The sequence below is a fragment of the Hypericibacter adhaerens genome, assembly GCF_008728835.1.
GTDB classification, from domain to species: domain Bacteria; phylum Pseudomonadota; class Alphaproteobacteria; order Dongiales; family Dongiaceae; genus Hypericibacter; species Hypericibacter adhaerens.
On sequence record NZ_CP042582.1, the window covers coordinates 2456607 to 2482063 of the forward strand.

Genomic DNA, 25457 nt, shown 5'->3' on the forward strand with positions numbered 1-25457 from the left:
ATTCCTCCTGGGATCTGCCGGCAAGCGGGACGGGCGTCGCGCGGGCCGCTGGAACGGTTCGGAGCTTATCGTATACCGGTTGCATACACAATATTAGAGCCCGCGGGAAATCGAAATAACCGCTGCGGGGCATGGATCAGATGGATTTGCCGCCGCGCTGACCGGCGGCCCGCGCGCGCAGGAACTCGATCGCGGTCAGAATCAGGGCGGAGACCAGGATCAGGAGCGTGGCGACGGCCAGGATGGTGGGGCTGATCTGCTCGCGGATGCCGGCCCACATCTGGAGCGGGATCGTGCGCTGGTCGTAGGCGGCGAGGAATTGCACCACGACAACCTCGTCGAAGGAGGCGGCGAAGGCGAAGAGCGCGCCCGAGACCACGCCCGGCAGGATGAGCGGCAGGATCACCCGGAAGAAGGTCAGGAGCGGCGGCGCCCCCAGGCTCGCGGCGGCGCGCACCAGGCTGTAATCGAAATTCATCATGGTCGCCGTCACGGTGATCACGACGAAGGGCGTGCCCAGCACCGCATGGGCGAGGATGATGCCCAGCAGGGTCTGTGCCAGGCCGATCTGCGAATAGAAGAAATACATGCCGGCGGAGACGATGATGATCGGGATGATCATGGGCGAGATCAGGATCGTCATCACCAGTCCGCGCAGCGGCATGGCGGGCCGGCTGAGCCCGACCGCGGCCAGCGTGCCGAGCGTGGTGGCGAGGGCCGTGGCGCAGAGGGCGATCACGATGCTGTTGCGGATCGCCAGCAGCCACTGATCGTTGGCGATGATGTCGCGATACCATTGCAGCGAATAGGCGGCCGCCTCGAGGTGCAGCATGCCCTCGGTGAAGGTGAAGAAGGGCTCGGCATTGAAGGAGAGCGGCACGACCACGATCAGCGGCGCCACCAGGAAGAAGAAGACGAGCCCGCAGATGCCGAGATAGGCACCATGCCAGAGGCGGCCGGGAAGGGTGCGGTAGCTCTGGGCCATGGCGCTATCCGAGCTTCGTGTTCTCGAGGCCGACGAGGCGGCTGTAGAGCCAGTAGAGCAGCAGCACCGCGACCAGCAGGATCGCGCTCAGCGCCGAGGCCAGGCCCCAGTTCAGCGAGGAGCGCATGTGATAGGCGATCAGGTTGGAGATGAGCTGGCCGCTCTGGCCGCCCACCAGCGCCGGCGTGATGTAGTAGCCGACCGAGAGGATGAAGACGAGCAGGCAGCCCGCCCCGATGCCCGGCAGGCTCAGCGGCAGATAGATGCGGAAGAAGACGATCACGGGATGCGCGCCCAGCGATTCCGCCGCGCGCTGATAGAGCGGCGAGATCGTCCGCATCACGCTGTAGAGCGGCAGGATCATGAAGGGCAGCAGCACGTGGGTCATCGCCACGAAGGTGCCGATCTTGTTGTAGACCAGGGTCGGTCGGGCATCGTTGTCGACGATCCCCAGATGGACCAGGAGATCGAGCAGCACCCCGTTGGACTGCAGCAGCACGATCCAGGAGGTGGTCCGGACCAGGAGCGAGGTCCAGAAGGGCAGCAGCACCAGGATCAGGAGCCGGTTGCCGAGCGCCGGCGGGACATGCGCCAGGAGATGGGCGACGGGGTATCCCAGCAGCAGGCAGATGCCGGTGGTGACGAGCCCGATCCAGAAGGTCCGCAGGAAGAGGGCGACATAGATCTGCTGGTCCGCCGGCTGCGCGACGACGTTGCCGTCGCTGTCCTGCTTGAGGTCGAGGGCGTTGAGATAGTAGGCGGCGGTATAGGGCACGAGCGCCTGCTTGATCATCGCCCAGACGGCATGATCGACCCAGCGCGGATCGATCGCCTCGAAAGCGGGCCGATAGGGACCCTCGGTCACCTGGCTGATCCGGCGCGCGGTCGAGCGGACGAGGCTCAGCATGCCGCTTGCTTCGTAGTTCAGCCGCGTGCCGAGCTGGTCGGCGGTCTTGTCCTTGAAGCGCTCCGCCAGCTCACGCGCGAAGGCCGCATAGAGCGCCTCGTCAGGCAGGCCCGTGCCGTCCCAGCGCTGCAGCCCCTGGCAGGTCTCAGGGACCAGGCGGCAAGGTGCCGTGTTGTCGACGCTGCGGAACAGCATCTGGCCGATCGGCAACACGAACATCACCAGGACGAACAGCAGCAGCGGCAGCACCAGGAGGAACGCCCTGAGCCGGGTCAGGCGCTCGGCGCGGCGCAGGCGCCGGGCCAGCCCGCCGCCGGATCTGTCGCTTTCGATCAGGGTGGCGGTCGTCATGGCGCGTCGTCGAGGAGGGCGCGGCAATCCTGCCGGCGCCAGCCGAAGGCGATCGTGGCGCCGGGAGCGATCGCCGGGCGCTCGATGTCGTTGGGGATCTTGACGATCAGGCTGTCGCTCCCGAAGGCCTTGAGCCGGATGCGCAGGTGGTCGCCAATGAAGACGATCTCCTCGACCCGGCCCTGGAAGCGGTTCTCATATCCGCCCTCGGGCGGCAGGAGGCGTAGCCGCTCCGGCCGGATCGAGACGACGACGCGCTGGCCGACGCCCCCTTGTGTCAAGGCGGGCGCCTGCAGCCGCGTGCCGTCGGCGAGCGCCACCCGGCATTCGCGCTCGTCCTGCGCGACGACCGTTCCCGCGAGACGGTTGTTCTCGCCGATGAAGCCGGCGACGAAGGCGTCGGCCGGCCGCTCGTAGAGATCCTCGGGGGCCGCCAGCTGGCGGATCCGGCCGCCCTGGAACACCGCAATCCGATCCGACATGGTCAGGGCCTCTCCCTGGTCATGGGTGACATAGACCAAGGTTACGCCAAGTTCGCGATGGATGTGTCGGATCTCGAATTGCAGCTCTTCGCGCAGCTGCTTGTCGAGCGCCCCCAGCGGCTCGTCCATCAGCACGAGGCTCGGGTCGAAAACGAGCGCCCGCGCCAGCGCGACGCGCTGCTGCTGACCGCCGGAGAGCTGGCCGGGCTTGCGATCGCCATAGCCGGCGAGCCGCACGATCTCCAGCGCGCGCGTGGTGCGGCGCCGGATCTCGGCGCGGGAGCGTCGGCGGACCTCCAGCGGGAAGGCAAGGTTCTGCGCCACGGTCATGTGCGGGAACAGCGCATAGTTCTGGAACACCATGCCGAGATTGCGCCGGTAGGGCGGAAGCCGGTGCAGCGACTTGCCGTCGAGCAGGATCTCCCCCTGGGTCGGAATCTCGAAGCCCGCCAGCAGCATCAGGGTCGTCGTCTTGCCCGAGCCGGACGGGCCCAGCAGGGTCAGGAACTCGCCCTGCCTGATCTGCAGGTTGAGGTCGGGAATGACCTCCATGCGGCCGTCGAAACTCTTGCGGACATGACGGAACTCGGCTTTGGGGGTCATGCGTCGCCGGTCCTTCGCCGCCGCGGGAAGCGGCAGGAACAAGGGCCGCCGTTCATGGTGAATCGCCGCGCGAGGCTTGTTATGCCGGGAACGCTGCGGTAAATCTCAAAGGATCGCGTTGCGGCCGGATCCCTCGATCTCGCCGACAACCCTGGATCGAAACGAGACCCGGAAAGTCGATGGCGAAGAACATTGAGCGCGAAGCGGCGGCGAAAAGCACCGGCCGCATCCGCTATGAAGAGCTCCATGCGCTGCTGCGCGAGCGCATCTGCATGCTGACCTACCCGCCCGGCATGACGCTCAGCGAGAGCGAGCTCGCCACCGAGTTCAATGTCAGCCGGACGCCGATCCGCCGCGTGCTGCAATCGCTCGAAGCCCAGGGCCTGGTCGAGACCAAGCAGAGCGTCGGCACCATCGTCACCTCGGTCGAGCTGCGCGCGCTGCGCGAGGTCTATGCGGTCCGCATGGTCCTCGCCGCCTCCCTGGGCGATATCGCGGCGCCGCTGCGCTCCCACTCCAAGCTGCCGAACTTCCGGGCGCTGCTGGCGCGGGCCGAGAAGCTCTCGGGCCACCGGGACTTCAAGGAGTTCGTGCGGATCAACAACGATCTGCAGAACGAGCTGGGGCTGGTCGCCGGCAACGAATCCTTCCGCCGCATCACCGAGCAGCTCTACTACCAGACCATCCGTGTCTATTTCGGGATCGTGCAGGAGCTGGACTGGGAGGCCGAGGCGGGCTGGCTGCGCGCCGAGATCGGCGAGTTCATCCGGGCGCTCGAAGCCAGCGACCTGCGGGCCGTCGGCTATATCCGGCGCAACCACATCTCGATGAATCTGGTCCGGATCACCAACTACGTGCTCGGTCATTCAGGCCATCATCAGTAGCGTCGTCGCGCGGGGCCGCCGATAGTCCCGGCTTTCCATCCGGTTCATTCAAAGCGAGAGGAGCGGCCCGCGGAGGCCTCGCTGGCGCTCCGCATGGCCGCTCCATTCCGACGGCTCCGCCGCTTTACTTCGCCAGCCAGGCGTTGAAGCGCTGGTCGAGCTCGTCGGCGTGATCGGCCCAGAACTCGGCATCGTACTGCAGCGCGTGGGTGAGGTTCTTCTCGTAGGTCGGAAGCCAGGGGCGGACCGTGTCGCTGGTGAGCGCCAGCGAGGATTTCCGCAGCGGGCCGTAGGCGATGTATTTGGTCTGGTTCGCGATGTTCTGGCTCTGGGTGGCGAACTTCACGTAGGCGCGGGCGGCCTCGAGATGCTTGGTGCCCTTGATGATGCCCCAGAGATTGATGTTCCAGATCTGGTCGTTCCAGATGATGGCGAAAGGCTGCTTGTTGTCGGTGATGGCGGTGTAGATGCGGCCGTTGAAGGCGCTGGTCATGACCACCTGGCCGTCGGCCAGGAGCTGCGGCGCCTGCGCGCCGGTGTCGTACCAGATGACGTCCTTCTTGATGGTGTCGAGCTTGGCGAAGGCGCGATCGACGCCCGCGGGCGTGCCCAGCACCTTGTAGACGTCGGCCGGCGCCACGCCGTCGGCGAGGAGCGCCCATTCCAGGCTGACGGCGGCGCCCCGCTTCTGCAGGCCGCGCTTGCCGGGGAATTTCTTGGTGTCGAAGAAGTCGGCGATCGAGTTCGGCTTGTCGCCCGGGAACTTGGTCGTGTCGTAGGCGATGACGTTGGAGTAGGCGATGTTGCCGACGCCGCATTCGCTGAGCGCCTTGGGCAGGTAATCCTCGGTCGCGGGCGTGCCGTCGGGCGCCGGCGTGATCGTCGAGACGTCGACGGGCTCGAGATAGCCCGACTGGCAGGCGCGCTGCAGGTCCTGGAGCTCGAGATCGACCACGTCCCACGCGACATTGCCGGCTTCGACCTGGGCTTTGATCTCGGCCACGCCGCCATTGTAGTCGGCGGAATTCACCGTGATGCCGGTCGCGGCGGTGAAGGGCTTGTGATAGGCCTCGATCTGGCTCTGCGTATAGGAGCCGCCATAAGAAACCACGGTGACCGAATCCGCCGAGGCGGCCGTGGCAATCAGCAGGCTTCCCGCCGTGGCGAGGGCGGGAAGGAGGGTCCGTAACCGTGGGGCCATTTTAGATCCTTCCTTTTTGGGTTTCCCCCAGGCTCCTGCCGGCCGTTCAGCGGCCGCGACAAGACGGGGTTGCAAGGTTGTCGGGGTTTGTGTCCCCGGAATCCGTAACATGGCTGGTAGGCGCCTACAATCCGTCGGTATGCCACCGGTATGCAACATTTTCTTTTGGGCTTGGCCAATTTTCCTTTCGGCTATCGAAGGGCCCTGTCGCAGAAGGAGTGCGGCTCGGTAGGTCACCAGAACTTCTATATTTTATATCAATATATAACAGCATATTAGCGCCTATTTTTGGGTACGGGCCGGAGCCCGCCGGAGGATGGAGGCGACCAGCGATCGGTCGGGAAGGGCGCTTGCGGGGTGCTGAGGTCACCGGTATACAGATGCGGAATTCGCAACACCGGAGGCCTTCATGAGCAACCTGTTCCAGCAGCGGACCCTCGAGCTGCAGCGTCGCATGACGGACGAGAAGATCGACGCGTTCCTGCTGGCGGATCCGGATTCGATCTTCTTCTTCTCGGGCTGCTTCGGTTATCTCGGCATGGACTGGGACCGGGCGACGCTGTTGCTGGTGCCGCGCTCGGGCGCGCCGATATTGGTGACGCCGCTGATGGAATCCGAGATGGTCCGCAACCAGGCCTGGGTCGAGGACGTGCGCGACTGGGTCGACGGCATCGACGGCGAGTGGATGAAGCATGTGGAGGCCTTCTTCGCGGCCCATAAGAGCCGCCGCGTCATGCTGGAGAACCACAAGACGCATCCCAAGGTCGCGGAGACCCTGCGCCGGGCGGCAAAGGACGCCGAGCTGGTCGAGGGCAGCGGGCTGATCTCGCGGATGCGCATGGTCAAGTCGCCCGAGGAGATCGCGATCATGCGCCAGGCGGGGCAGGTGGCCGTCGCCATGGGCAAGGCCGGCAAGGCCGCGATCGCCGAGGGTGTGCCCGAGTACGAAGTGGCGCTGGCCGTCATCGCCGGCGGCACGCGCAAGGCGGCGGAGCTGCTCGCCAATACCGACGCGGCCGAATATGTCTCCCCGACGATCTACAACCTGCAGATCATGCAGTCGGGTCGCCATACCTGCATGGTGCATCGCCGCTCGACGGTGAAGCGCATCGCCAAGGGCGACCCGGTCTATCTCTGCTTCTGCGGCATCGCCAACTTCCGCCATTTCAAGCTGGGATTCGACCGCGAGTTCTTCGTCGGCAGCGTGACCGACGAGCAGGCCAAGACCTACGAGACGACGGTCAAGGCGCAGCAGGCGGCGCTCGCGCTGGTGAAGCCCGGCGCCGTCGCCGAAGAGGTGAACGCGGCCGCCGAGGAGGTCTACCGCTCGGCGGGATTCGGGCTTTCCTACCGGACCGGCCGCGGCATCGGCTATTCCTTCCTCGAGGACCCGCAGCTCAAGAAGGGCGACAGGACGAAGCTGCAGGCGGGCATGGCCTTCGCCGTCGATGGCGGCATCACCGTCAAGGGGCGCTACGGCACGCGCATCGGGGATTCGATCGTCGTCACCGAGAAGGGCTTCGAGTATCTGACCGAATTCCCGCGCGACCTGACCGTTCTCTAGGCCCCCGGTTTCTCGGCCCCGAGCGGCTCAGGAGGAGCGTTGTCGATGCGACGCGTCACGATGGAGACCCTGCGCCGGATGGCGGAAGAGCTGCCGGGCCTGCCCTGGCCCGACGCGGAGCTGGAAGGGCTGGTCGCGCCGCGGTTCGGCGTCATCACCGGATTTCCGGAATTCCTTGCGGAGGTCGAGGCGTTGGACCGCATCGATCTCGGTGCGGCCGGGCTGCCGGCGCCGCCCGGCCGCAAGCCGAAACCGGCGCGATGACGGGATCGCCCTGCCTGACGGAGGCCGCCACGCGCTGGGCGGCCGCGGTACGTGACGGATCCCGCTCGCCCGTTCGCGAGATCGAGCGCGTTCTTGCGCGGATCGAAGCGCTGAACGGCGCGACCAAGGCCTATATCTCGGTCGACGGCGCGGGCGCGCGGGCTGCGGCGGAGGGCGGCGGCCTCGGGCCGCTGGCCGGCGTTCCTTACGCGGCCAAGGATCTGTTCGAGACGCGGTCCCTGCCGACCACCGGCGGCTCGCGCGTTCTCGAAGGCTGGCGATCCGGGCGCGACGCCGCCGCGATCGAACGGCTTTCGGCCGCGGGGGCCGTTCTCCTGGGCAAGGCCAATCTCCACGAGTTCGCTCACGGCACGACCGGCGAGAACGCCCGCTTCGGCACGCCGGCCAATCCCTGGGACCCGACGCGCATGGCCGGCGGCTCGAGCAGCGGATCGGCCGTGGCGGTGGCACAGGGGCTGGCCTGCTTCGCGCTCGGCAGCGACACCGGCGGCTCGACCCGCGTGCCGGCGGCGCTCTGCGGTCTGATCGGATTCAAGCCGAGCTTCGGGCGCATCAGCCGCGAGGGCATGATCCCCTATTGCTGGTCGCTGGATCATGTCGGGATCATCGCCGGATCGGTCGGCGACACGGCGTTGGTGCTGCAGGCGCTGGCGGGACACGACCCGCGCGACGGCGGGTCGGCGGATCTGCCGGTACCCGACTACGGGCAGGGCCGGTTGCGCGGCGTCCGGGGCCTGCGCGTCGGCGTTCCCGAGCGGCATTTCTTCGAGCATGCCGACCCCGAGATCCTGGCCGCGACGCGCCGCTGCCTCGCGCGGCTGGTCGAACGCGGGGCCGAGCTGAGGCCGGTGAGCTTGCCGGATCTGAGCCACGCGCGTACCGTCTCGCTGCTGCTGCAGATGCCGGAGGTGCTCTCCTATCACCGGCGCTACCTGCCGGAGAAGCTCGGGCTCTATGGCGAGGATGTGCGCAGCGGCCTCGCCTTCGGCCAGTTCATCCTGGCCGAGCATTATGTCCGCGCGCAGCGCATGGTCGAGCAATACCGGCGCGAGAGCGAGGCGGCGATGGCCGATGTCGATGTCGTCATCACCCCGACCTGTCCGGTCGTCGCGCCCGCGCTCGGCACCGCGACGGTCGAGACGGAGGGGCTGGAGGAGCCGGTCGGCAACGCGCTGACGCGCTTCACCGCCTTCTTCAACATGACCGGCGCGCCGGCGCTTTCGGTGCCGAGCGGATTCCACAGCAGCGGCCTGCCGATGGGCGTCCAGATCGTCGGCCATCCTTTCGACGAGGCGACGGTGCTGGCGGTCGGGCAGGCGATCGAGGAGCAGCAGGGCTCGCTCTTCGATCCGGCCGACGATTGCCGCGACGGCGCGGCGATATGAAGGAGACAACCATGTCCATGAGCCAGGCGGACCGCATCCCGCTCTATCTGGTCGATGCGTTCGCGGAACGAGCCTTCGCCGGCAATCCGGCGGCGGTCTGCGTCCTGCCCGCCTGGCCCCCGGAGTCCTTGCTGCTCGCGATCGCGGCCGAACTCAACCTGTCAGAAACGGCCTTCGTCGTGGGCAGCAAGGGCACTTACGAGATCCGCTGGTTCACCCCCACCAGGGAAGTCGATCTGATCGGCCACGCCACCCTGGCGGCAGCCCATGTGGTGCTGGGCGAGGTCGAGCCCGGCCTGGGCGAGGTCAGGTTCCGCTCCGGCGCCGAGACCATCGCTGTCACGCGCGACGGCGAGAATCTCGCCATGGATTTCCCGGCGCTCCGCTCGAGCCCGGCCCGCAATCCGGCGCCGGTCGGTCGCGCGCTCGGGATCAAGCCGTCCGCCGTGCTGGCGGCCAAGCACTACATGGCACTCTACGAGACGGCCGATCAGGTCCGGGCGCTCAAGCCCGACATGGCGGCGCTGGTGGCGCTCGACCTGCCGGCCGTGATGGTCACGGCACCCAGCGACGAGACGGGCATCGACTTCGTCTCGCGCTTCTTCGCGCCGGCCAACGGCGTGCCCGAGGACCCGGTCTCCGGCGTGGCCCATCTGGCGCTCGTGCCCTATTGGTCGGAGCGGCTGGGAAAGAAGCGCCTGGTCGGGCGCCAGCTCTCGCAACGCGGCGGCATCGTGATCGGTCTCGACCGCGGTGCGCGCGTGACCCTGATGGGCCGTACCGTGCTGCTGTTCGCCGGCGCGATCCATCCGGAAGGCGTGCACCTGGCGGGCTGACATCCGCGGGCGGCTCGGTGCCGACCCGGCCCATGCGCACCTGCTGTCTCACGTGAGATCATAGGATTTGCAGTGCGATAGGCGGCAGGGCTGCGGCCCGTGCCGCGATCGGTGGCGCTTGGAGGCCTGTGCTGCATTTTCGCAGCGCCGGCGATGCCGGATTGCATCAAGGCGGGAATTGCGCATCATGCCTTGAAGCAAGCGGTTCCCGGTCCCGCAGAGCCGGGGATCCGCCAACGTCACCGCAAGAGTGGCGCCTCAGGGACGGCTGGGAGGACGGCATTGGGACACGGTCGCAATCGACCGGGCGCGCGGCATTCGCCGCTGGCCGAAGGCGCGGCGAGGGCCTGAGACATGGCACCCCAGCCTTCCCTCAAGCGCGCGCCGGCGCGCCGACGGCAAACCGGCCGCAAGCAACGATCGGTGCGCCCTGTGGCCCCGACGACGGGTGCCGAAGCCTCGCCGTGGGACACCGCACCGGTCATGCTCGACCTGATCGCGATCGAGGGCGAGCGGATCCTGGCCTGCAATGCGACCCAGGCGGCGGCGATCGGCTGCGCGCCGGACCAGCTCGTCGGTGCGCCGGCAGAACGCTTCTACCTGCACGATTCCCTCGAATGCCTGCGCTCGCTGGCCGAACGCCTCGATCCTGGCCAGGGGGAAGCCAATCTCCGGCTGCAGCTGCGCCGCGGGGATGGGCAGCTCCTACCGGTCACGGCCCAGGTCGATATCGTCCTGTGGAACGGGAAGACGCGAGCCCTGCGCACGGCAAAGGCGCCGCTCGATCCCGCTCTCGACGCCGCGGAGCAGGTCGAGCGCGAGAACGAGATCCTGCGCGGCATCGTCTCGGCTTCGAAGGATGCGCTCTGGTGCATCGAGTTCGCGGAGCCGGTGGATCTGACGGCGCCGGCACCCGAGGCCATCCGGCAGTTCTTCGAGAATGTCTGCTACTGGCGGCTCTGCAACCGGGCCATGGCGCGTTTCTACAAGCTGCCCGAGGACATGGATTTCAACGATACCCAGGTTCGCGCCACCTTTCCCCGCAATGCCGAGAACGAGGCCTTCGCCCGTCTCCTGATCGAGCATGGTTTCAATATCGACGGCGCGCCCGCGCTCGACCGGCGGCTGGACGGCGTCGCGGCCCATGTGGAGAACGATGTCCGCGGCCATATCGCCGATGGGATGCTCCATCGCATGTGGGGCGCCACGCGCGACCTGAGCGAGCAGAAGCGCACGGAGCTGGCGCTCGCCAGCCGGCTCGATGCGACCGTCGAGGTGCTGAGCGCCGTGCCCGATCCGATCCTGGTGATCGGCCGGGAGGGCCTGCTCGAGGCGGCCAACCCTGCCGTCGAATGGCGTTTCGGCTGGACGGTCGACGAGGTGCTGGGCCGGCCCGCCGGCGATCTCGTCCGGTTCCCGGCGGATTTCGATCCGGCCAACGATATCGGCGGCCCCGGCGTCGAGAATCCCGCGCTCGAGGTCACGGTCCGCACGGCGGACGGCCAGGAGCATCCCTGCCGCGCCCATCTCTCGGCCTTGGGCGAGGCCACACAGGATCGCCGCGTGGTCCTCACCCTGCGGCCGGAGGCCATGGGATCGAAGGCGGGGCCGCAGCGCGGCCATTCCGGCAACCGGACGGCCGGGTAAGGGCGGAGCGTGGGGATGCGGTTCTCACGGATCGATATAGGCCCCGGCGAGGATGTGTTTGCGCCCGAGCTCAAGGCGGCGCTCGGCGCGCCGGAAATCCGGCTGCTGCTGAACCGCCTGCCCGATGGGGTCGTGGCAATCGATCGCGACGGCACGATCCTGGCGATGAACGGCGCGGCCGCCTCGATCAACGGGGTGGCCGCGGCGGAGCTGATCGGACAGCCGCTCGCCAGGCTGAAGGAACGCAGCGCGATCGACTGGACCCCGATCTCGGACAGCTTCTTCGCGCGCCGCAAGGGCGAGTTCCTGGGGCAGACCGAGGATGGCCGGCGGATGCTGAGCTCGCTCCGGCAGATCTGGGGCGAGAGCGGTGCGGTCGAGCTGACGCTGGTGGTGCAGCGCGACCTCCAGGTGCTGGATCATGCGCGCCGCAGCGCGGCCGGCGGCGAGCGGCGCAACCTCTTCAAGTTCCTGTCGGACCGAGAGGCGGGCCCGGATTTCGTCAAGCAGCGGCGTCTTTCGCCCGCCCTCAATCGTGTGCTCGAGCAGGGCGAGAAAGCGCTGCGCGAGAACCGCCATATCCTGCTGGTCGGGGAATCCGGCACCGGCAAGGCGGAGATCGCCCACCATCTGCATCGTCTGGTCGACCGCCAGGCGGGGCCCTTCATCACGGTCAATTGCGGCGCCATTCCGGAGAACCAGTTCGAGGCCGAGATGTTCGGCCACGAGAAAGGGGGCCTGCCGGCCGCGCCGCGCGGCGGCCGGGCGGGGCTGGTCGAGGCGGCCGAGGGCGGCACGCTGTTCCTGGATGCGATCGACGAGATGCCGCTGGCAAACCAGGTCCGGTTGCGCCTGTTCCTCGATGACGGGCCGGTGCGACCGCTCGACACGCGCAAGCCGCAGCCGATCAAGACCCGCATCATCGCCGCCGCCCATCGCGACCTGCGTGCGCTCAGCGAGGAGGGCAGTTTCCGCCGCGATCTCTATTACCGGCTCGCGGCGGTGACCTTGCCGCTGGCACCCTTGCGGCTGCAGCCGGCCCTGACCGAGCATCTGATCGACCGCTTCCTCGCGGCCGTCAACCAGGCGCGCGAGCCGAAGCTCCGCCTGTCGGCCGCCTGCCGCGCGACGCTGCTGGCCTATCGCTTTCCCGGCAATATCCGCGAGCTCCACAACATCATGCAGCAGCTCGCCGTCACCGCCGGGGAGGAGGCAACGGTCGATCACTTGCCGCCGCTCGAGTCGGATCCGCCGATCGAAAGGGCATCGTCGCGCAGGGCGGCCGCGCGCGGCCTGGCCGGCAAGCTGGCCCGGTCCGGCCGCCTCAAGGACAGCGTGCGGGCCTTCGAGCGCGAGCTGATCGCCGAGGCCATCGCGCGCCACGGTTCCAAGCGCAAGGCGGCCCAGGCGCTGGGCGTCGATATCGGGACGATCGTGCGCAAGACGCAGGGAGGATCGACGGATTGACGGCGGTGACGCCGCGGGGTGCCCGGCGTCGAACGAGGGAAGGAGCCCGGCAAAGGCATCGAAACGGAGACGCCGTCGAACTGCCAGCCCGATCCGGGTCCGACATGGAGAGCTTTGTCTCAAGAGGAGAAGGTCGATGGGAATGGGGTTGAAAGGGATTCTCTGGGGGGCCGCCGCGGCGGCCCTGATCCTGGGCACGTCCTACGCGAAGGCCGCGGAGCTGAGCTTCCTCGGCTGGGAAGGCTATGCCGACGACAGCTTCGTGAAGGAGTTCGAGGCGACGACGGGCTGCAAGGTCACGGCGACCTATGTCGGCTCGAACGACGATTTCGCGCCGAAGCTGGCCGCGGGCGGCGGCAATTACGACATCGTCTCGGTCTCGGCCGACACGACCGGCGTCCTCGTGGCGGCCGGCCTTGTCGAACCGTTGGACCCATCGAAGCTCGAGCACTGGAACGACATCTATGATGTCTTCCGCAAGGCCAAGGGCATCAATGCCGACGGCAAGATCTACGGCGTGCCGCTGACCTGGGGCTCGATCCCGCTGATGTACCGTACCGACAAGATCACCGAGACGCCGGATTCCTACGCGGCGCTCTGGGATGACCGCTACAAGGGCAAGATCGCGCTCTGGGACGACAAGAGCGCCATCTACAACACGGCGCGCCTCCTCGGCTACGACAACGTCTACAGCCTCAGCGACGAGCAGCTCGAGGCGGTCAAGGCCAAGCTGATCGCCGAGAAGCCGCTCTTGCGCAAATACTGGACGACCGCCGGCGAGCTCATCAATCTCTATGCCTCGGGCGAGGTCTGGATCTCGAACACCTGGGGCGGATACCAGGTGGCCGAGCTGCAGAAGCAGGGCATTCCGGTGAAGGAGTTCCTGCCCAAGGAGAAGGCCGACGGCTGGGTCGACAACTGGATGATCGTGAAGGACAGCCCGAATGCGGACTGCGCCTATAAATACATCAACTTCACGACTTCGGCCCGCGGCCAGTGCGGGATCTCCACCGTCACCGGCTATTCGGCGGCGAATCCCGTGGCGGCGAAGGAATGCATGACGCCCGAGGAATACAAGGACAAGCACCAGGACGACATCAACTACGTCAACAGCCTGGTGATGTGGGAGCAGCCGGATCGGCTGGATGTCTACACCAACACCTGGAACGCCGTGAAAGGCGCTGAATAGGCGATGGCCGAGACCGGGCGGGCTGGCGGCGTCCCGCCCGGTGCGGCCGGCGATGGTGGCGAAACAACGACGATGACGAAGATCATTGAGCTGCGGAATCTCTCGAAGGTCTATGCCGGCGACGTGCGGGCGGTCGACGGCATTTCCCTGGATATCGAGGCGGGCGAGTTCGTCACCCTGCTGGGCCCCTCGGGCTGCGGCAAGACCACGATGCTGCGCTTGATCGCCGGATTCGAGACGCCCGACACGGGCGAGATCATCCTCAACGGCAAGGACGTGACCGACGATCCGCCCTACCGGCGGCCGGTCAATACGGTCTTCCAGGACTATGCGCTCTTCCCGCATATGACGGTGGCGCAGAATGTGGGCTACGGCTTGCGGCTTGCGGGCATGCCCCGGGCGGAGATCCGCACCAGGGTGGCCGCCGCGCTGCGCATGGTCGATCTCCTGGCCAAGGAGGACAGCCTGCCCGGCCAGCTCTCGGGCGGCCAGCGCCAGCGCGTGGCGCTCGCCCGCGCCATCATCCGGGAGCCCAAGGTGCTGCTGCTCGACGAGCCGCTCTCGGCGCTCGACGTGAAGCTGCGCGAGGCGATGCAGGTGGAGCTCAAGCATCTGCATCAGAAGCTCGGCATCACCTTCATCCTGGTCACCCACGACCAGAAGGAAGCGCTGGTCATGTCCGACCGGGTGGTGGTGCTGGAGCATGGCCGCATCGCCCAGAGCGGCACGCCGGGCGAGCTCTATGACCGTCCTGCCAGCCCTTATGTGGCCGACTTCATCGGCACCTCGAACCTGATCCCGGCGACGGTGAACGCCCTGTCGGGTGGCGAGATCGAAGTACAGGCGGGCTCGCACCGTCTGCGGGCGTCGGCCGGCTCATTGCGCGTCGCGGCCGGCGACAAGGTGCTGCTCTCGATCCGGCCGGAGCGCGCGCAGATGCTGGCCGCGGGGACGCCCGCACCGGCGCAGGCCAATCTGTTGCCGGCCACGATCCGGGAATATCTCTTTCACGGCAATGCCATGCGGGTGGAGCTTGATATCGGCCAGCCCGAAGCCTTCCTTCTCGACCTCCAGCTTCATTCGGCCCTGTCGGGGGTCGAGCTTGCCAAGCCGGGCAGCGCGGTCCGGATCGCCGTCGCGCCGGTCAATGTGACGGTGTTTCCGGCGGGAGCGGCGGCATGAAGCTTGCCGCCCGCCGCAGGCTGGCCAATCTCGGCGTGCTGGCGCCGCCGCTGCTCTGGACCATGCTCTTCATGTTCGTGCCGTACGCGATCATGTTCGCCTACAGCTTCTATCGGAAGCAGTTCCCGATCTTCATTCCGGACATCCAGTTCGGGAACTACCTGCTGCTGCTGACCGACCCGCAGTACTACACGGTCCTTTTGCGCACGCTGAAGATCGCGCTCCTGGTGGCGCTGGCCTCGCTCTTCCTCGCTTATCCGCTGGCCTATTTTCTGGTCTTCAAGATCCGCTCGGCGCGGGTGAGGGCGGGGCTCTACATGGCGGTGATCGTGCCGCTCTGGGTCTCCTATCTGCTGCGGGCCTATACCTGGAAGACGATCCTCGGCAGCCAGGGCGTACTGAACTCCTTCCTGGTCTGGACCGGCCTCCTGAGCGAGCCGACGGATCTGCTGCTCTACAACCAGTTCTCGGTCGTCCTCACCCTGACCTATATCTTCATCCCCTTCGTGGTGATGCCGATCTACACCGCGCTGGAGAAGATCCCGCGCAACCTGGTCGAGGCCTCCCACGATTGCGGCGTGGGGCCGGTGCAGACCTTCCTCAGCGTCACCCTGCCGCTCTCGGTGCCGGGCATCCTTGCCGGCGTTACCTTCGCCTTCTGCCTCACCTTCGGCGATTTCGTGGCGCCGACGCTCGTCGGCGGCCCCAACGCCACCATGATCGCCAGCGTGATCCAGTCGCAGTTCGGCACGGCGCTGAACTGGCCGCTGGGCGCCGCGCTCTCGATCGTGGTGCTGATCATCGTGCTCGCCATCATCTCGCTGTCGGACCGCTTCGAGCGGGCCGGCCGGCTCAATCTCGGCTGACGGCCCCGTGAGCACACTGCCATCCCAGCCCGGCATCCGGCGGCGACGGCGCGCCGATCCGTCCTTCTGGCTGCTGGCGGGCCTCGCGAGCCTGATCCTGGCCTTCCTCTATCTGCCGGTCGTGGTGCTGATCGTTTTCAGCTTCAACGACAACATCGTGACGACGCTGCCGCTCAAGGGATTCACCTGGCATTGGTACCAGGCGATGCTGGCCAACGAGGACATGCTGGCCGCGATCGGCAACAGCCTCTATGTGGCGACGGTCGCGACGGCGCTGACGCTCGTGATCGGGGTTCCTGCCGCCTTCGCCATCGACCGGGCCGACTTTCCCGGCAAGACGGCCTTCCGACGCCTGGTCATGCTGCCGCTGACGCTGCCCGGCATCATCACCGGCATCTCGATGCTCAACATGTTCCGGATGCTGGGCTTCAATCTCAGCCTCGAGACCGTGATCATGGGCCACGGCACGGCCCTCATCGCGATCGTGGTCACCCAGGTCTATGCGCGGCTGCAGCGCTTCGACCGCCGGCTGGAGGAGGCGTCCGGCGATCTGGGCGGCAAGCCCTGGCAGACCTTCCTGATGGTGACGCTGCCGAACATCCGCTCGGCGGTCATCGGCAGCGGGCTCCTGGCCTTCACGCTCTCCTTCGACGAGATCCCGGTCACCTTCTTCCTCACCGGTCGGGACAACACCCTGCCGATGTACATCTACTCGACCCTGCGGCGCGGCATCACGCCCGAGATCAATGCGATCGGCACGATCATCGTGGTGGTGTCGCTGGGGCTGATCTTCCTGTCGATCTCCCTGCTGCGCGACCCGCAGCGCCGGCCGGCGTCGGCTAAGCCGGGCTAAGAGAATGTAATCCCGCGGCCGCCAGACGACCCATGGGCGCCGCCCCGCGATCCGTCTAGAATGGCGACTCCAGGGGCAGGTTGGGGCAGGGGGCCTTCATGACCGAAACCGTGGATTGGCAACGCCGCCGCTTCGGCGCGTGGCTGCTTGCGTCCGGACTGGGGCTGACGGCGGGGATGCTGGGCCGGGTCCCGCGCGGCTATGCCGAAAGTGCCGCCGAGTTCTATCGCGGACAGACCCTGCGTTTCGTGGTGGGTTCGGGAGCCGGCGGCGGCTATGACCTCTATGCGCGCATGCTGGCACCGCACCTGGCCAAGGTCATGGCCGCGGACGTGGTCGTCGACAATCGCCCCGGTGCCGGCGGGTTGCTGGCGCTCGATCAGATCTACGATGCCGATCCCGACGGGCTGGCGGTGATCGTCGCCTCGGCGTCCGGGGCCGCGCTGGCGCAGCTCCTGGGACAGGAAGGGGCGAGCTTCGATCTGGCGCGCATGAGCTGGATCGCCGGGCTCGGTGCCGACATGCCGGTCGTGATGCTGAGCCCGCTCTCGTCTTTCCATACGCTGGCGGAACTCGTCGCCGCCGACCATCCGGTGAAATGGAGCGCCTCCGGTCGTGCCACGGGGCAAGGGTTCTGGGTCTGCTTCTTCGCCCATGCGCTGGGAATCCCCTTCAATCTCATCACCGGCTACAAGGGCTCGAACGAATCGGCGCTCGCGGCCATGCGCGGCGAGGCGGACGGCATCATCGTCACGGCCAGTTCCGCCTATATGTATGCGCAAGACGGCCAGATGCTGCCGATCGCGACGATCAGCCACGAGCGATCGAGCCTGTTTCCCGATCTGCCGACCGTGTTCGAGCAGGTGACGCTGTCGGCCGATGCGGCCTGGTGGATGGATTATTGCCTGCGTACCGGCGTGGTGGGCCGCACCGTCATCGGGCCGCCCGGCCTGCCCGCCGACCGTCTCGCCTTCCTCCAGGATGCCTTCCGCCAGGTGTTGACCGACCCGGCCGTGGTCGCCGAAGCGGCGGCGGCGAACCGGGTGCTTGCCTATCAGGCGCCGGATTTCGTGCAGACTGAAGCGCTCGGCCTGCTCACGGATGTCGACGACGCCCATCGCGACCTGCTCAAGACCTTGCTGGTCAGCGAATAGAGGCGGGCGCGGTCGCATGCATCCCCTGTGCCGCCCGAGCTCCCTGATTGCATGAGCGGTCTCGATCTCTTCATGAATGCCGCCGAGGCGTTTCTGCGCTGGGACGTCATTCTGGCGATTCTGATCGGCATGTCGCTGGGCCTCTTCTTCGGCCTGTTGCCCGGCATCGGCGGGCTCACCGCGCTGGCGCTCCTGCTGCCGCTGGTGCAGGGGATGGATCCTCTGCCGGGACTGGCCTTCCTGCTGTCGGTTCATGCGGTGATCTATAACGGCGGCTCGGTCACGGCCGTTCTTTTCGGCGTGCCGGGGGCGCCGCCTTCGGCCGCGACCCTGATCGACGGCCAGCCGCTGGCCCGGCAGGGCCGCGCCGCCTATGCCATCGCCGCCGCCCTTTCCGCCTCCGCCATCGGCGGCGTCTTCGGCGCCCTCATCCTCGGGCTGCTGCTCCCGGTGCTGAAGCCGGTGGTGTTCCTGCTGGGATCGCCCGAGACCTTCCTCCTGGCGCTCGCCGGCGTCGCCTGTCTTGCCATCCTCGGCAAGGGCAGCATGACGAAGGGCCTCATCGCCGGCGGCCTCGGCCTCTGCCTCGCCATGGTGGGCTACCAGCAGACCACGGGCGTGCCGCGCTTCTGGTTCGGCAGCGATTACATGCTCGACGGATTCCGCGTCGTGCCGGTCGTGACAGGTTTGTTCGCGCTGCCCGAGCTGGTCCGCCTGGCCCTGACCGGCAGCGCGATCGCGACGACCAAGGCCGAGGGCGCCATGCCGGCGCGCCAGATCGTCGACGGCATCCTCGCTCCCTTGCACCACTGGGCGCTGACCTTGCGCTCCTCCTTCCTGGGCACGGTGATCGGCATCACGCCGGGGGTCGGCGGCGAGGCCTCCTCCTTCATCGCCTACGGCGCCGCCAAGCATTCGGCGCCGAATGCCGAGGAATTCGGCAAGGGCGCCATCGAGGGCGTGATCGCGCCGGAGGCCGCGAACAACGCGAAGGAGGGCGGGGCCCTGGTGCCCACCCTGGCGCTGGGGATTCCCGGCAGTGCCGGCATGGTGCTGCTGCTCGGTGCCTTCCAGCTGCTCGGGCTCGAGCCCGGCGCGCGCTTCCTCAAGGAGCATATGGATCTCGCGATCGGCCTGACCTTGACCCTCGCGGTCGCCAATCTGGTCTCGGCGATCATGATGCTGGCGCTCGCCCGCCCGCTGGTCAGCGTCAGCGCTTTGCCCGGCCGCGTCCTGGCGCCGATGCTGATGGCGGTCGTCCTGCTCGGCATCTACGCCACCGACGGCAGCTTCCTCGATATCGGCGTCACCTTTCTCTTCGGCGGTCTGGGGCTGGCGATGCAGGGCCTCGGCTATGGGCGCGCGGCGCTGGTGCTGGGGTTCGTGCTGGGCCATCTGATCGAGACCTATTTCGGGATCTCGCTCCAGGCCTATGGCGCCGGGTTCATCCTGCGGCCGACGACATTGACCATCGGCCTGCTGCTGCTGGCCGGCATGTTCTGGCGGCCGGCGGTGCAGATGCTGCTGGGGCGGCGATGAGAGCCGCGCTGCGCGACAGCGAGATCCTGTTTCCCGCCGGGACCGCGCTCGCGATCCTCGCGGCGCTCCTGCTCGATCACCTGATCTATGGCCACGGTCTTCGCGTGCTGGGGTTCCCGGCCGGGCTGGGGCTGGTGACGGCGGGCTTGTGCCTGTTCCGCCTGTGGCAGCGCCATCGCGAGCGGAGGCAGGCGGATGCGGCGCCGGCGCTTCAGCCGATGGAGCCGACCCTCGCGCTCCCGCTGGTTCCGGTCTTGAAGGCGATGCTCGGGCTCGCCGCTTCGGTGCCGCTGGTCTGGCTCTTCGGGTTCGTGATCGGCCTGCCGCTTTACGTCGCGGTCTATGTCAAATGGCGCGGCTCGGGATGGGTTACGGCGCTGATCTGCGCGGGCCTCGCCCTCGCGGCGGCGGTCGGATTCATCGAGCTTCTGGATATGCCGCAACCGCACGGGCCTCTGGTATGGCCGTGATGCCCGATCCGGCAACAGGACGCGGAGCGCCCTTGAGCCTGCCACCGGCCACGACGCCGGCAGGGCGTGTCATGCAACGCCTGCAGCAGCGCCTGCATGAGAGCCAATGGTGGACACCGGGGCAGTTGCGTGTGGCCCAGTTCCGGCAGCTCAAGACGTTGCTGCGCCACGCGGCGTCGGTCGTGCCTTTCTATCGCGAGCGGTTGATGCAGGCGGGATTCCGTGCCGGCATGGTGCTCGACGAGGAGGCCTGGTCGAGGCTGCCGGTCCTGACGCGGGCCGAGCTCCAGGCCCAGGGCGAGAAGCTCCGCGCGAATGTCCTGCCGGCGCGTCACGGCCGCACGCACGAGATCCGGACCTCGGGCTCGACCGGCCAGCCGGTTCGCATCCGCAGCAGCGATCTGGCGCAGACCTGGTTCCGCGCGATCGGATTGCGCGAAGCGCTGTGGCAGGGCCGCGATTTCTCCGGCCGCTTCGCCATCATCCGCAAGCTGGACCGGACCGACGAGGCGCTGCCGCCCGATGGCGACCAGGCGCCGCGATGGGGCGACCAAAGCACGTATCCATTCTCGACCGGGCCCGCCTTCCGGCTCAGCCTCATGGCGTCGGTCCGGCAGCAGGCCGACTGGCTTCTGCGCCGCGACCCTCACTACCTCCTGACCTACCCGTCGAACCTGGCGGCGCTGGCGGGCCATTGCCGCGATGCCGGCATCAGGCCCGCCAGCCTGCGCCAGGTGCTCTCGATCGCCGAGCTGCTGCCGCCCGAGACGCGCGCCCTGGTGCGCGAGGTCTGGGGCGTGCCGATCGCCGATGTCTATTCCTGCAAGGAGATCGGCTACCTGGCGCTGCAATGCCCGCTCCATGAGGACCGTTTCCATGTGCAGAGCGAGACCGTCCTGCTGGAGGTGGTCGACGAGGCGGGGCGGCTCTGCGCGCCGGGCGAGGTGGGCCGGGTCGTGGCCACGCCGCTCTTCAATTTCGCCATGCCGCTGCTGCGCTATGCGATCGGCGATTATGCGCAGTTCGGCGAGGCCTGCTCCTGCGGCCGCGGGCTGCCGGTGCTCGCGCGCGTGCAGGGGCGGGTGCGCAACATGATGATCGGGCCCGACGGCGCGCGCTACTGGCCGTCCTTCGGTTCGCGGCGCTTCCGCGAGCTGGCGCCCGTACGCCAGCACCAGTTCGTGCAGAAATCGTTCGAGCGGCTGGAAGCCCGCTTCACGGTGGAACGCCCGCTGACGCCGGAAGAGGAGCAGGCGCTGCGCGCCCATATCCAGACGAAGCTGCCCATCCCCTTCCAGATCGACTTCGTCTATCTGGAGGAAATCCCGGTCAGCGCCGCCGGCAAGCTCGAGAACTTCATGAGCGAGGTCGCTCCGCCGCCGGCCGCCTGAGGCCGGCGCTCAGTCCCGGATGGCCACGATCTGCGCGTAGTTGGCGGCACCGGACATGGTCGGCCCCTTGGGCGTCCGGGTGGAACGGGCCCCCACCGGCTCGACCTTCACCGGCTCCAGGCGGAAACCGGCCTGGCCGAACAGCGCCTCCAGTTCGGCGACCGAGCGGACGGGGTGGGTCACCTGCTTGGCGCCGGCATATTCCTCGGCCATCTCGGCGATGACCTCGGGCGCGACATCGATCCGGTCCTGCGCGGCCGCCGCGGCCGCGAGCACGCGCTGGCGGAGATCCGCGGCCTGTTCCGGCGTGAAGCCGACGCGCTCGGGCGCTTCGGGCCGGATGCGGTTGACCGTGACCACACGCCCGCCCGGCCGCAGCAGATCGTGCCAGCGCTGGACGAGCTTCGGCCGTTCCTCGGGCGTGAAGCGGCCGAAGAAGGAATGGGTGCAGATCATGTCGTAGGGGCTCGCCTGGGTGAAATCCAGGATGTCGCTCCTGACGGCGCGCACCGCGAGGCCGTGACGCGCGGCATACCATTCATTGAGGAGCAAGGGGGTGGCGCAGATATCCAGCACGGTGATCTCGGGCGCCACCTTGTGCTCCTCGAACACCCAGCGCAGACAGTGGAGCATGGCGTAGTCGGCGGTGCCCGAGATCAGCACGCGCCGCTTCCCGGCCGCGATCATGGGGCCGAGGGCGGCGCGGTAGAACCCGGCATGGTCGCGCGGCGTGGTGATGAAATCGAAGAGCCGCAGATATTGCCAGAACCCGTGCGACCAGGCGCAGTTCTCGCCGCTGGTGGGGTCGGTGTAGCAGTGGCCGGGCGCGATCTCGCGCGCCAGGGGCGCGGAGAGGGCGAGCGGTTCCTCGGGATAGTTCTCGACCGTCATGGTTCAAAGCCCTGCCGTGGTGCCGAAATCCATCGAGAGCGCGGCGCCGGTGATGGGGGTGAGCTTGGGCGACGCGATCTGGAACACGAACTCCGCGACCTCCTCGGCCCGCACGAAACGGGCGCGCGCGCCTTGAGGATAGATCGAGAGCAGCCGGTCGAGATAGGCCCGGGGATTGCCGCCGCCATAGGTGTTGGCCTGGTACTGCAGCATCGGCGTCTCGACATCGCAGGGGCAGATGGCATTGACCCGGATGCCGCGCGGCGCCAGCTCGCGCGCGAGCGCCTTGGTCAGCAGCACCACGCCGCCCTTGGAGGCGCAATAGATCGCGGAACCCGAATTCCCGATGAGCCCGGCGTCCGAGGCGATGTTGAGGATGGTGCCGCCCGTCTTCTCCAGGGCCGGGATCGCATAGCGGCAGGCGAAGAAGGTGCCCTTGAGATTGATGTCGAGGGTCCGGTCCCATTCGGCCTCGGTCGCCTCGTCGGAAGCGCCCTCGACCCAGACCCCGGCGCCGTTCACGAGCACGTCGAGCCCGCCGAACCGCTCGAGCGCAGCCCCGACCATGCGCTCGCAATCGGCGACGCGGGTGACATCGGCGGGGATCGCGAGGAAGCGCGGGCCCGCCTTCATGTCGCGCTCGAGCTCGCCCAGCCGCTTCGCGTCGATATCGGCCGCCGCGATATTGGCGCCTTCGGCCAGGAACCGCGCGACGATGGCGCGTCCCATGCCGCCGGAACCGCCGGTGACGAGGACAGTCTTGTTGCTCCAGCTCATGCGGAAGATTCCTTGGGGCCGCGGAGGGCCGTCAGTAATAGCGCTCGATGGCGTCCTTGTATTCCTGGATCGTGTTGCCGCCGTCGACCACGATCATCTGCCCCGTGACATAGCTCGCTTCCTCGGAGGCCAGGAAGACGCAGACATGGCCGACCTCGTCCGCGCGCCCGGGCCGGCCGGCCGGCGTATGGTTGCCGGCCACGATCTCCGCCTTGCTGCTCGAACCGGTGGCGATCCAGCCCGGCCCGATGGCGTTCACGGTGATGCCTTTGCGCGCATATTCGATCGCCACCTGACGCGTGAATCCCAGCATCGCCGCCTTGGCCGTGCCGTAGGCGGTCGAGCGCGGGATCGCGACCACGGGCCCGGTGACCGACGACATGTTGACGATCCGCCCGTAGCGCCGCCGCGCCATGCCCGGCAGCACCGCCCGGGTCATCGTGAAGCAGGTGTTCACGCTGATGTCGATCTGGCGGTCCCAGCTCTCGTCGTCGATCTCATGCGCCCATTGCCGCTTCTGCCGGACACCGGTCTGCGCCATGCCGGCATTGTTCACCAGGATGGCGAGGGGGCCGAGCGCCTTTTCCGCCTGTTTCGCCATCTCGACGGCGGCGCGCCGGTCGGTCAGGTCGCAGACGAAGGCCGCCTTGTCCTTTGGTCCGCCCGGGAGCTCCTCCAGCCGCTCGAAAATCCGCTTCGTGGTCGAGGTGATCGCGACCCGGGCCCCGGCCGCGCGCAGGAGCCGGGCGACGGCGAACCCGATGCCGTCCGCGCTGCCCGCGCCGGTGACGAGAGCGGTGCGGTCTGCGACGCCTGCCATGATCGATCCCCCTTCATGCTGCGGCGGATGAACGCCGATCCGGCGGTTCGCATATCATGCCGGGTCCGGCCGGCAAACCCCGCGACCGATTCAAGTCACGGACAAGACTCGGGAATTTCCCGCCGCGCTTGAATCCCGGGCGCGCCTTCCCGGCTCCGATGCGCTCTCCGGAATCCCACTTATGTGATTGATTCTTGACAGATTCTGGCACGACTCAATAATCCCCGATTCCTGAGTCGGCGCACCCCGAGTCGCCGGCCTTTCTCATTCGAGGAGATTCAGCCATGAGGAGAATCGCGGCGACCCTGGCGGTCGTGACCCTCCTGGGACTGGGCGGCTGCGCCAACATGGATTCGACCGAGCAGCGCGTGCTGAGCGGGTCGGTGATCGGTGCCGGCGTGGGGGCGGGTGTCGGCGCGTTGACGGGCGGCCTGGGCATCGGCGTCGGTGCGGCGATCGGTGCCGGCGTGGGCGCCGCGGCCGGCTATGTCGTCGATCAGGTTTCCGACTGAGGTGGAGCGGCGGGTCGCGATCTCGCTTCAGCGCTGCCTGCCGCTGCTGGTGGCGGCGGGGCTCGCCGGCTGCGCCGGCGAAACCAAGCAGGCGGCCGGCCTGTCACGGGAGACGCGGTCGGAGAATTATTGTGCCCGGCTCGCCGGGACCGGCACGGGTTACTACGACCAGTCGCTGCTGCTGGAATGCCGCCGCGAGGAATATACCGCCGCGGCCCGGGTTCGCGGCCGGAAGGTGCCGGGCGATGTCGACGCGGGCTGCGCGGCCACCGCCTCGATGGGCGATCCCCTGCTTCTTTTCTCCTGGTCGCGCTATGCGCTCTGTGTCGAGCGGCTGGCGCCACCGCCGGCGGAGCCTTGAGGGCGCGGCGGCCATGCGGAGCGGGCGACGATGAGCTTCTTCCTCGGCAAGTTCCTGGGCTGGGTCACCGATCCGGGCCTTTGGCTCATCCTGCTGTTGCTGGGTGCGTTCTGGGGATCGTTCCGCCGCCGCGGCGGCGGGGGCGGGCGCGGTTTCCTGGCGCTGGCCCTGCTGCTGACCCTGGCGCTCGCGGTCCTGCCGGTGGGCGGGTGGCTGCTGCTGCCGCTCGAGAGCCGCTTTCCGGCGCCGGCCAGCCTGCCGGAGCGGATCGACGGCATCCTGGTGCTGGGCGGCGGCCTCGACGGCAAGGCCTCCGCGGCCCGCGGCCAGCCGGTCCTGAACGACGCCGCGGAACGGTTCACCGCAGCGGCCACCCTGGCACGCGCCCATCCGGAGGCGCGGCTGATCTTCTCGGGCGGGAGCAACTCGATCTGGGAAGGGCAGGAACCCGAAGCGCATTATGCCGAGCGCCTGCTGCTGGATCTGGGCGTGGCGCCGGACCGGCTGACGGTCGAGGCGACCTCGCGGACCACGCGGGAGAACGCCGCCAACCTGACGGCGCTCCTGGGCGGGCCGCCGCAAGGCAATTGGCTGCTGATCACCTCCGCCTGGCACATGCCGCGCGCGGTCGGCTGCTTCCGCCATCTGGGCTGGCAGGTGATCCCCTATCCGGTGGATTACCGGACGCAAGGAGAGGGCGAGCCGCTCAAGCCGCTGGATCCGGCCGCCGGTTTTGCCGAATTGTCGTTGGCGCTTCACGAATGGTTAGGGTTACTCGCCTATCGCATTCAGGGTGCGACCGACGCGCTCTTTCCATCGCCCTGAAGGAACCGTCCCGTCCGGCGCCGGCATTCT

At 67.9% G+C, this 25457-nt stretch carries 25 protein-coding genes; 18 read left to right on the top strand and 7 right to left on the bottom strand.

The window, feature by feature from the left end; translation table 11 throughout:
* Positions 1–136 precede the first annotated feature (136 nt).
* The 3 genes from FRZ61_RS10725 to FRZ61_RS10735 are packed head-to-tail and all read right to left on the bottom strand — an operon-like array spanning position 137 to position 3328.
* Entirely contained in the window at positions 137–985 is an 849-nt protein-coding gene (locus FRZ61_RS10725) for an ABC transporter permease (protein ID WP_151117380.1), read from the bottom strand.
* Between the two features lie 4 nt (positions 986–989).
* Entirely contained in the window at positions 990–2243 is a 1254-nt protein-coding gene (locus tag FRZ61_RS10730; RefSeq protein WP_151117382.1) for an ABC transporter permease, read from the bottom strand.
* Complete coding sequence (locus FRZ61_RS10735; protein WP_151117384.1) at positions 2240–3328, bottom strand: ABC transporter ATP-binding protein; 1089 nt, start codon at positions 3326–3328, stop codon at positions 2240–2242. The genes FRZ61_RS10730 and FRZ61_RS10735 overlap by 4 nt, the downstream gene beginning before the upstream one ends.
* A gap of 179 nt (positions 3329–3507) precedes the next feature.
* On the opposite strand from FRZ61_RS10735, the gene FRZ61_RS10740 reads away from it, so the two are divergent.
* Positions 3508–4212, top strand: a complete 705-nt coding sequence (locus FRZ61_RS10740; RefSeq protein ID WP_151117386.1) for a GntR family transcriptional regulator — start codon at positions 3508–3510, stop codon at positions 4210–4212.
* A gap of 124 nt (positions 4213–4336) precedes the next feature.
* Here FRZ61_RS10740 and FRZ61_RS10745 read toward each other — a convergent pair whose 3' ends face one another.
* Positions 4337–5413: an ABC transporter substrate-binding protein gene (locus tag FRZ61_RS10745; protein ID WP_151117389.1), complete on the bottom strand. Its 1077-nt coding sequence runs from the start codon at positions 5411–5413 to the stop codon at positions 4337–4339.
* A 409-nt stretch (positions 5414–5822) separates the two neighbouring features.
* Between FRZ61_RS10745 and FRZ61_RS10750 the strand changes: the two genes are divergently transcribed.
* The 14 genes from FRZ61_RS10750 (at position 5823) to FRZ61_RS10815 (ending at position 21241) form a co-directional block, all read left to right on the top strand.
* The gene (locus FRZ61_RS10750) at positions 5823–6977 is read left to right on the top strand and encodes a M24 family metallopeptidase (protein ID WP_151117391.1); all 1155 of its coding nucleotides are present in this window, start codon (positions 5823–5825) and stop codon (positions 6975–6977) included.
* A gap of 45 nt (positions 6978–7022) precedes the next feature.
* Positions 7023–7241 carry a hypothetical protein gene (locus FRZ61_RS10755; protein WP_151117393.1) on the top strand — a complete coding sequence of 73 codons (219 nt, stop codon included), beginning with the start codon at positions 7023–7025 and terminating at the stop codon, positions 7239–7241.
* Positions 7238–8647, top strand: coding sequence for an amidase (locus tag FRZ61_RS10760; RefSeq protein ID WP_151117395.1), 1410 nt, complete (start codon positions 7238–7240; stop codon positions 8645–8647). Before FRZ61_RS10755 ends, FRZ61_RS10760 begins: the two co-directional genes overlap by 4 nt.
* Before the next feature lie 11 nt (positions 8648–8658).
* A complete protein-coding gene (locus tag FRZ61_RS10765) occupies positions 8659–9483 on the top strand; it encodes a PhzF family phenazine biosynthesis protein (RefSeq protein ID WP_225309206.1) in 825 nt (274 codons plus the stop codon).
* A 432-nt stretch (positions 9484–9915) separates the two neighbouring features.
* Entirely contained in the window at positions 9916–11130 is a 1215-nt protein-coding gene (locus FRZ61_RS10770) for a PAS domain-containing protein (protein WP_191909393.1), read from the top strand.
* A gap of 15 nt (positions 11131–11145) precedes the next feature.
* Positions 11146–12597 (top strand): sigma 54-interacting transcriptional regulator, encoded by a 1452-nt coding sequence (locus FRZ61_RS10775; RefSeq protein WP_151117399.1) that lies wholly within the window; start codon positions 11146–11148, stop codon positions 12595–12597.
* A 136-nt stretch (positions 12598–12733) separates the two neighbouring features.
* Entirely contained in the window at positions 12734–13786 is a 1053-nt protein-coding gene (locus tag FRZ61_RS10780; RefSeq protein WP_225309207.1) for an ABC transporter substrate-binding protein, read from the top strand.
* Positions 13787–13858: 72 nt separating this feature from the next.
* The gene (locus tag FRZ61_RS10785; protein ID WP_151117401.1) at positions 13859–14968 is read left to right on the top strand and encodes an ABC transporter ATP-binding protein; all 1110 of its coding nucleotides are present in this window, start codon (positions 13859–13861) and stop codon (positions 14966–14968) included.
* Positions 14965–15834: an ABC transporter permease gene (locus tag FRZ61_RS10790; protein ID WP_151117403.1), complete on the top strand. Its 870-nt coding sequence runs from the start codon at positions 14965–14967 to the stop codon at positions 15832–15834. The genes FRZ61_RS10785 and FRZ61_RS10790 overlap by 4 nt, the downstream gene beginning before the upstream one ends.
* A gap of 7 nt (positions 15835–15841) precedes the next feature.
* Complete coding sequence (locus tag FRZ61_RS10795) at positions 15842–16687, top strand: ABC transporter permease (protein ID WP_151117405.1); 846 nt, start codon at positions 15842–15844, stop codon at positions 16685–16687.
* Positions 16688–16785: 98 nt separating this feature from the next.
* Positions 16786–17841 carry a Bug family tripartite tricarboxylate transporter substrate binding protein gene (locus FRZ61_RS10800; RefSeq protein ID WP_151117407.1) on the top strand — a complete coding sequence of 352 codons (1056 nt, stop codon included), beginning with the start codon at positions 16786–16788 and terminating at the stop codon, positions 17839–17841.
* 51 nt (positions 17842–17892) lie between these two features.
* Positions 17893–19380: a tripartite tricarboxylate transporter permease gene (locus tag FRZ61_RS10805; protein WP_225309208.1), complete on the top strand. Its 1488-nt coding sequence runs from the start codon at positions 17893–17895 to the stop codon at positions 19378–19380.
* The gene (locus tag FRZ61_RS10810; RefSeq protein ID WP_151117409.1) at positions 19377–19850 is read left to right on the top strand and encodes a hypothetical protein; all 474 of its coding nucleotides are present in this window, start codon (positions 19377–19379) and stop codon (positions 19848–19850) included. Before FRZ61_RS10805 ends, FRZ61_RS10810 begins: the two co-directional genes overlap by 4 nt.
* Positions 19851–19921: 71 nt before the next feature.
* Positions 19922–21241 (top strand): phenylacetate--CoA ligase family protein, encoded by a 1320-nt coding sequence (locus tag FRZ61_RS10815; protein WP_151117411.1) that lies wholly within the window; start codon positions 19922–19924, stop codon positions 21239–21241.
* Positions 21242–21250: 9 nt separating this feature from the next.
* Here the strand turns inward: FRZ61_RS10815 and FRZ61_RS10820 are convergent, their stop codons facing one another.
* The 3 genes from FRZ61_RS10820 to FRZ61_RS10830 are packed head-to-tail and all read right to left on the bottom strand — an operon-like array spanning position 21251 to position 23729.
* Complete coding sequence (locus FRZ61_RS10820; protein WP_151117413.1) at positions 21251–22132, bottom strand: class I SAM-dependent methyltransferase; 882 nt, start codon at positions 22130–22132, stop codon at positions 21251–21253.
* Positions 22133–22135: 3 nt separating this feature from the next.
* The gene (locus tag FRZ61_RS10825) at positions 22136–22909 is read right to left on the bottom strand and encodes an SDR family NAD(P)-dependent oxidoreductase (protein WP_151117416.1); all 774 of its coding nucleotides are present in this window, start codon (positions 22907–22909) and stop codon (positions 22136–22138) included.
* A gap of 31 nt (positions 22910–22940) precedes the next feature.
* On the bottom strand, positions 22941–23729 hold the full coding sequence (locus tag FRZ61_RS10830; RefSeq protein ID WP_151117418.1) for an SDR family NAD(P)-dependent oxidoreductase: 789 nt from the start codon (positions 23727–23729) through the stop codon (positions 22941–22943).
* A 284-nt stretch (positions 23730–24013) separates the two neighbouring features.
* On the opposite strand from FRZ61_RS10830, the gene FRZ61_RS10835 reads away from it, so the two are divergent.
* The 3 genes from FRZ61_RS10835 to FRZ61_RS10845 are packed head-to-tail and all read left to right on the top strand — an operon-like array spanning position 24014 to position 25427.
* Positions 24014–24241 carry a YMGG-like glycine zipper-containing protein gene (locus FRZ61_RS10835; RefSeq protein WP_151117420.1) on the top strand — a complete coding sequence of 76 codons (228 nt, stop codon included), beginning with the start codon at positions 24014–24016 and terminating at the stop codon, positions 24239–24241.
* Entirely contained in the window at positions 24216–24602 is a 387-nt protein-coding gene (locus tag FRZ61_RS10840; protein WP_151117422.1) for a hypothetical protein, read from the top strand. The genes FRZ61_RS10835 and FRZ61_RS10840 overlap by 26 nt, the downstream gene beginning before the upstream one ends.
* Positions 24603–24632: 30 nt before the next feature.
* Positions 24633–25427 (top strand): YdcF family protein, encoded by a 795-nt coding sequence (locus FRZ61_RS10845; RefSeq protein ID WP_151117425.1) that lies wholly within the window; start codon positions 24633–24635, stop codon positions 25425–25427.
* The last annotated feature ends 30 nt before the right edge of the window (positions 25428–25457 follow it).

Excerpts from the sequence above, each read along its gene's own strand:
- FRZ61_RS10725 (WP_151117380.1), bottom strand. The coding sequence starts at position 985 with ATGGCCCAGAGCTACCGCACCCTTCCCGGCCGCCTCTGGCATGGTGCC.
- FRZ61_RS10730 (WP_151117382.1), bottom strand. The coding sequence starts at position 2,243 with ATGACGACCGCCACCCTGATCGAAAGCGACAGATCCGGCGGCGGGCTG.
- FRZ61_RS10735 (WP_151117384.1), bottom strand. The coding sequence starts at position 3,328 with ATGACCCCCAAAGCCGAGTTCCGTCATGTCCGCAAGAGTTTCGACGGC.
- FRZ61_RS10740 (WP_151117386.1), top strand. The coding sequence starts at position 3,508 with ATGGCGAAGAACATTGAGCGCGAAGCGGCGGCGAAAAGCACCGGCCGC.
- FRZ61_RS10745 (WP_151117389.1), bottom strand. The coding sequence starts at position 5,413 with ATGGCCCCACGGTTACGGACCCTCCTTCCCGCCCTCGCCACGGCGGGA.
- FRZ61_RS10750 (WP_151117391.1), top strand. The coding sequence starts at position 5,823 with ATGAGCAACCTGTTCCAGCAGCGGACCCTCGAGCTGCAGCGTCGCATG.
- FRZ61_RS10755 (WP_151117393.1), top strand. The coding sequence starts at position 7,023 with ATGCGACGCGTCACGATGGAGACCCTGCGCCGGATGGCGGAAGAGCTG.
- FRZ61_RS10760 (WP_151117395.1), top strand. The coding sequence starts at position 7,238 with ATGACGGGATCGCCCTGCCTGACGGAGGCCGCCACGCGCTGGGCGGCC.
- FRZ61_RS10765 (WP_225309206.1), top strand. The coding sequence starts at position 8,659 with ATGTCCATGAGCCAGGCGGACCGCATCCCGCTCTATCTGGTCGATGCG.
- FRZ61_RS10775 (WP_151117399.1), top strand. The coding sequence starts at position 11,146 with ATGCGGTTCTCACGGATCGATATAGGCCCCGGCGAGGATGTGTTTGCG.
- FRZ61_RS10780 (WP_225309207.1), top strand. The coding sequence starts at position 12,734 with ATGGGAATGGGGTTGAAAGGGATTCTCTGGGGGGCCGCCGCGGCGGCC.
- FRZ61_RS10785 (WP_151117401.1), top strand. The coding sequence starts at position 13,859 with ATGACGAAGATCATTGAGCTGCGGAATCTCTCGAAGGTCTATGCCGGC.
- FRZ61_RS10790 (WP_151117403.1), top strand. The coding sequence starts at position 14,965 with ATGAAGCTTGCCGCCCGCCGCAGGCTGGCCAATCTCGGCGTGCTGGCG.
- FRZ61_RS10800 (WP_151117407.1), top strand. The coding sequence starts at position 16,786 with ATGACCGAAACCGTGGATTGGCAACGCCGCCGCTTCGGCGCGTGGCTG.
- FRZ61_RS10805 (WP_225309208.1), top strand. The coding sequence starts at position 17,893 with ATGAGCGGTCTCGATCTCTTCATGAATGCCGCCGAGGCGTTTCTGCGC.
- FRZ61_RS10810 (WP_151117409.1), top strand. The coding sequence starts at position 19,377 with ATGAGAGCCGCGCTGCGCGACAGCGAGATCCTGTTTCCCGCCGGGACC.
- FRZ61_RS10815 (WP_151117411.1), top strand. The coding sequence starts at position 19,922 with ATGCAACGCCTGCAGCAGCGCCTGCATGAGAGCCAATGGTGGACACCG.
- FRZ61_RS10820 (WP_151117413.1), bottom strand. The coding sequence starts at position 22,132 with ATGACGGTCGAGAACTATCCCGAGGAACCGCTCGCCCTCTCCGCGCCC.
- FRZ61_RS10825 (WP_151117416.1), bottom strand. The coding sequence starts at position 22,909 with ATGAGCTGGAGCAACAAGACTGTCCTCGTCACCGGCGGTTCCGGCGGC.
- FRZ61_RS10830 (WP_151117418.1), bottom strand. The coding sequence starts at position 23,729 with ATGGCAGGCGTCGCAGACCGCACCGCTCTCGTCACCGGCGCGGGCAGC.
- FRZ61_RS10835 (WP_151117420.1), top strand. The coding sequence starts at position 24,014 with ATGAGGAGAATCGCGGCGACCCTGGCGGTCGTGACCCTCCTGGGACTG.
- FRZ61_RS10840 (WP_151117422.1), top strand. The coding sequence starts at position 24,216 with ATGTCGTCGATCAGGTTTCCGACTGAGGTGGAGCGGCGGGTCGCGATC.
- FRZ61_RS10845 (WP_151117425.1), top strand. The coding sequence starts at position 24,633 with ATGAGCTTCTTCCTCGGCAAGTTCCTGGGCTGGGTCACCGATCCGGGC.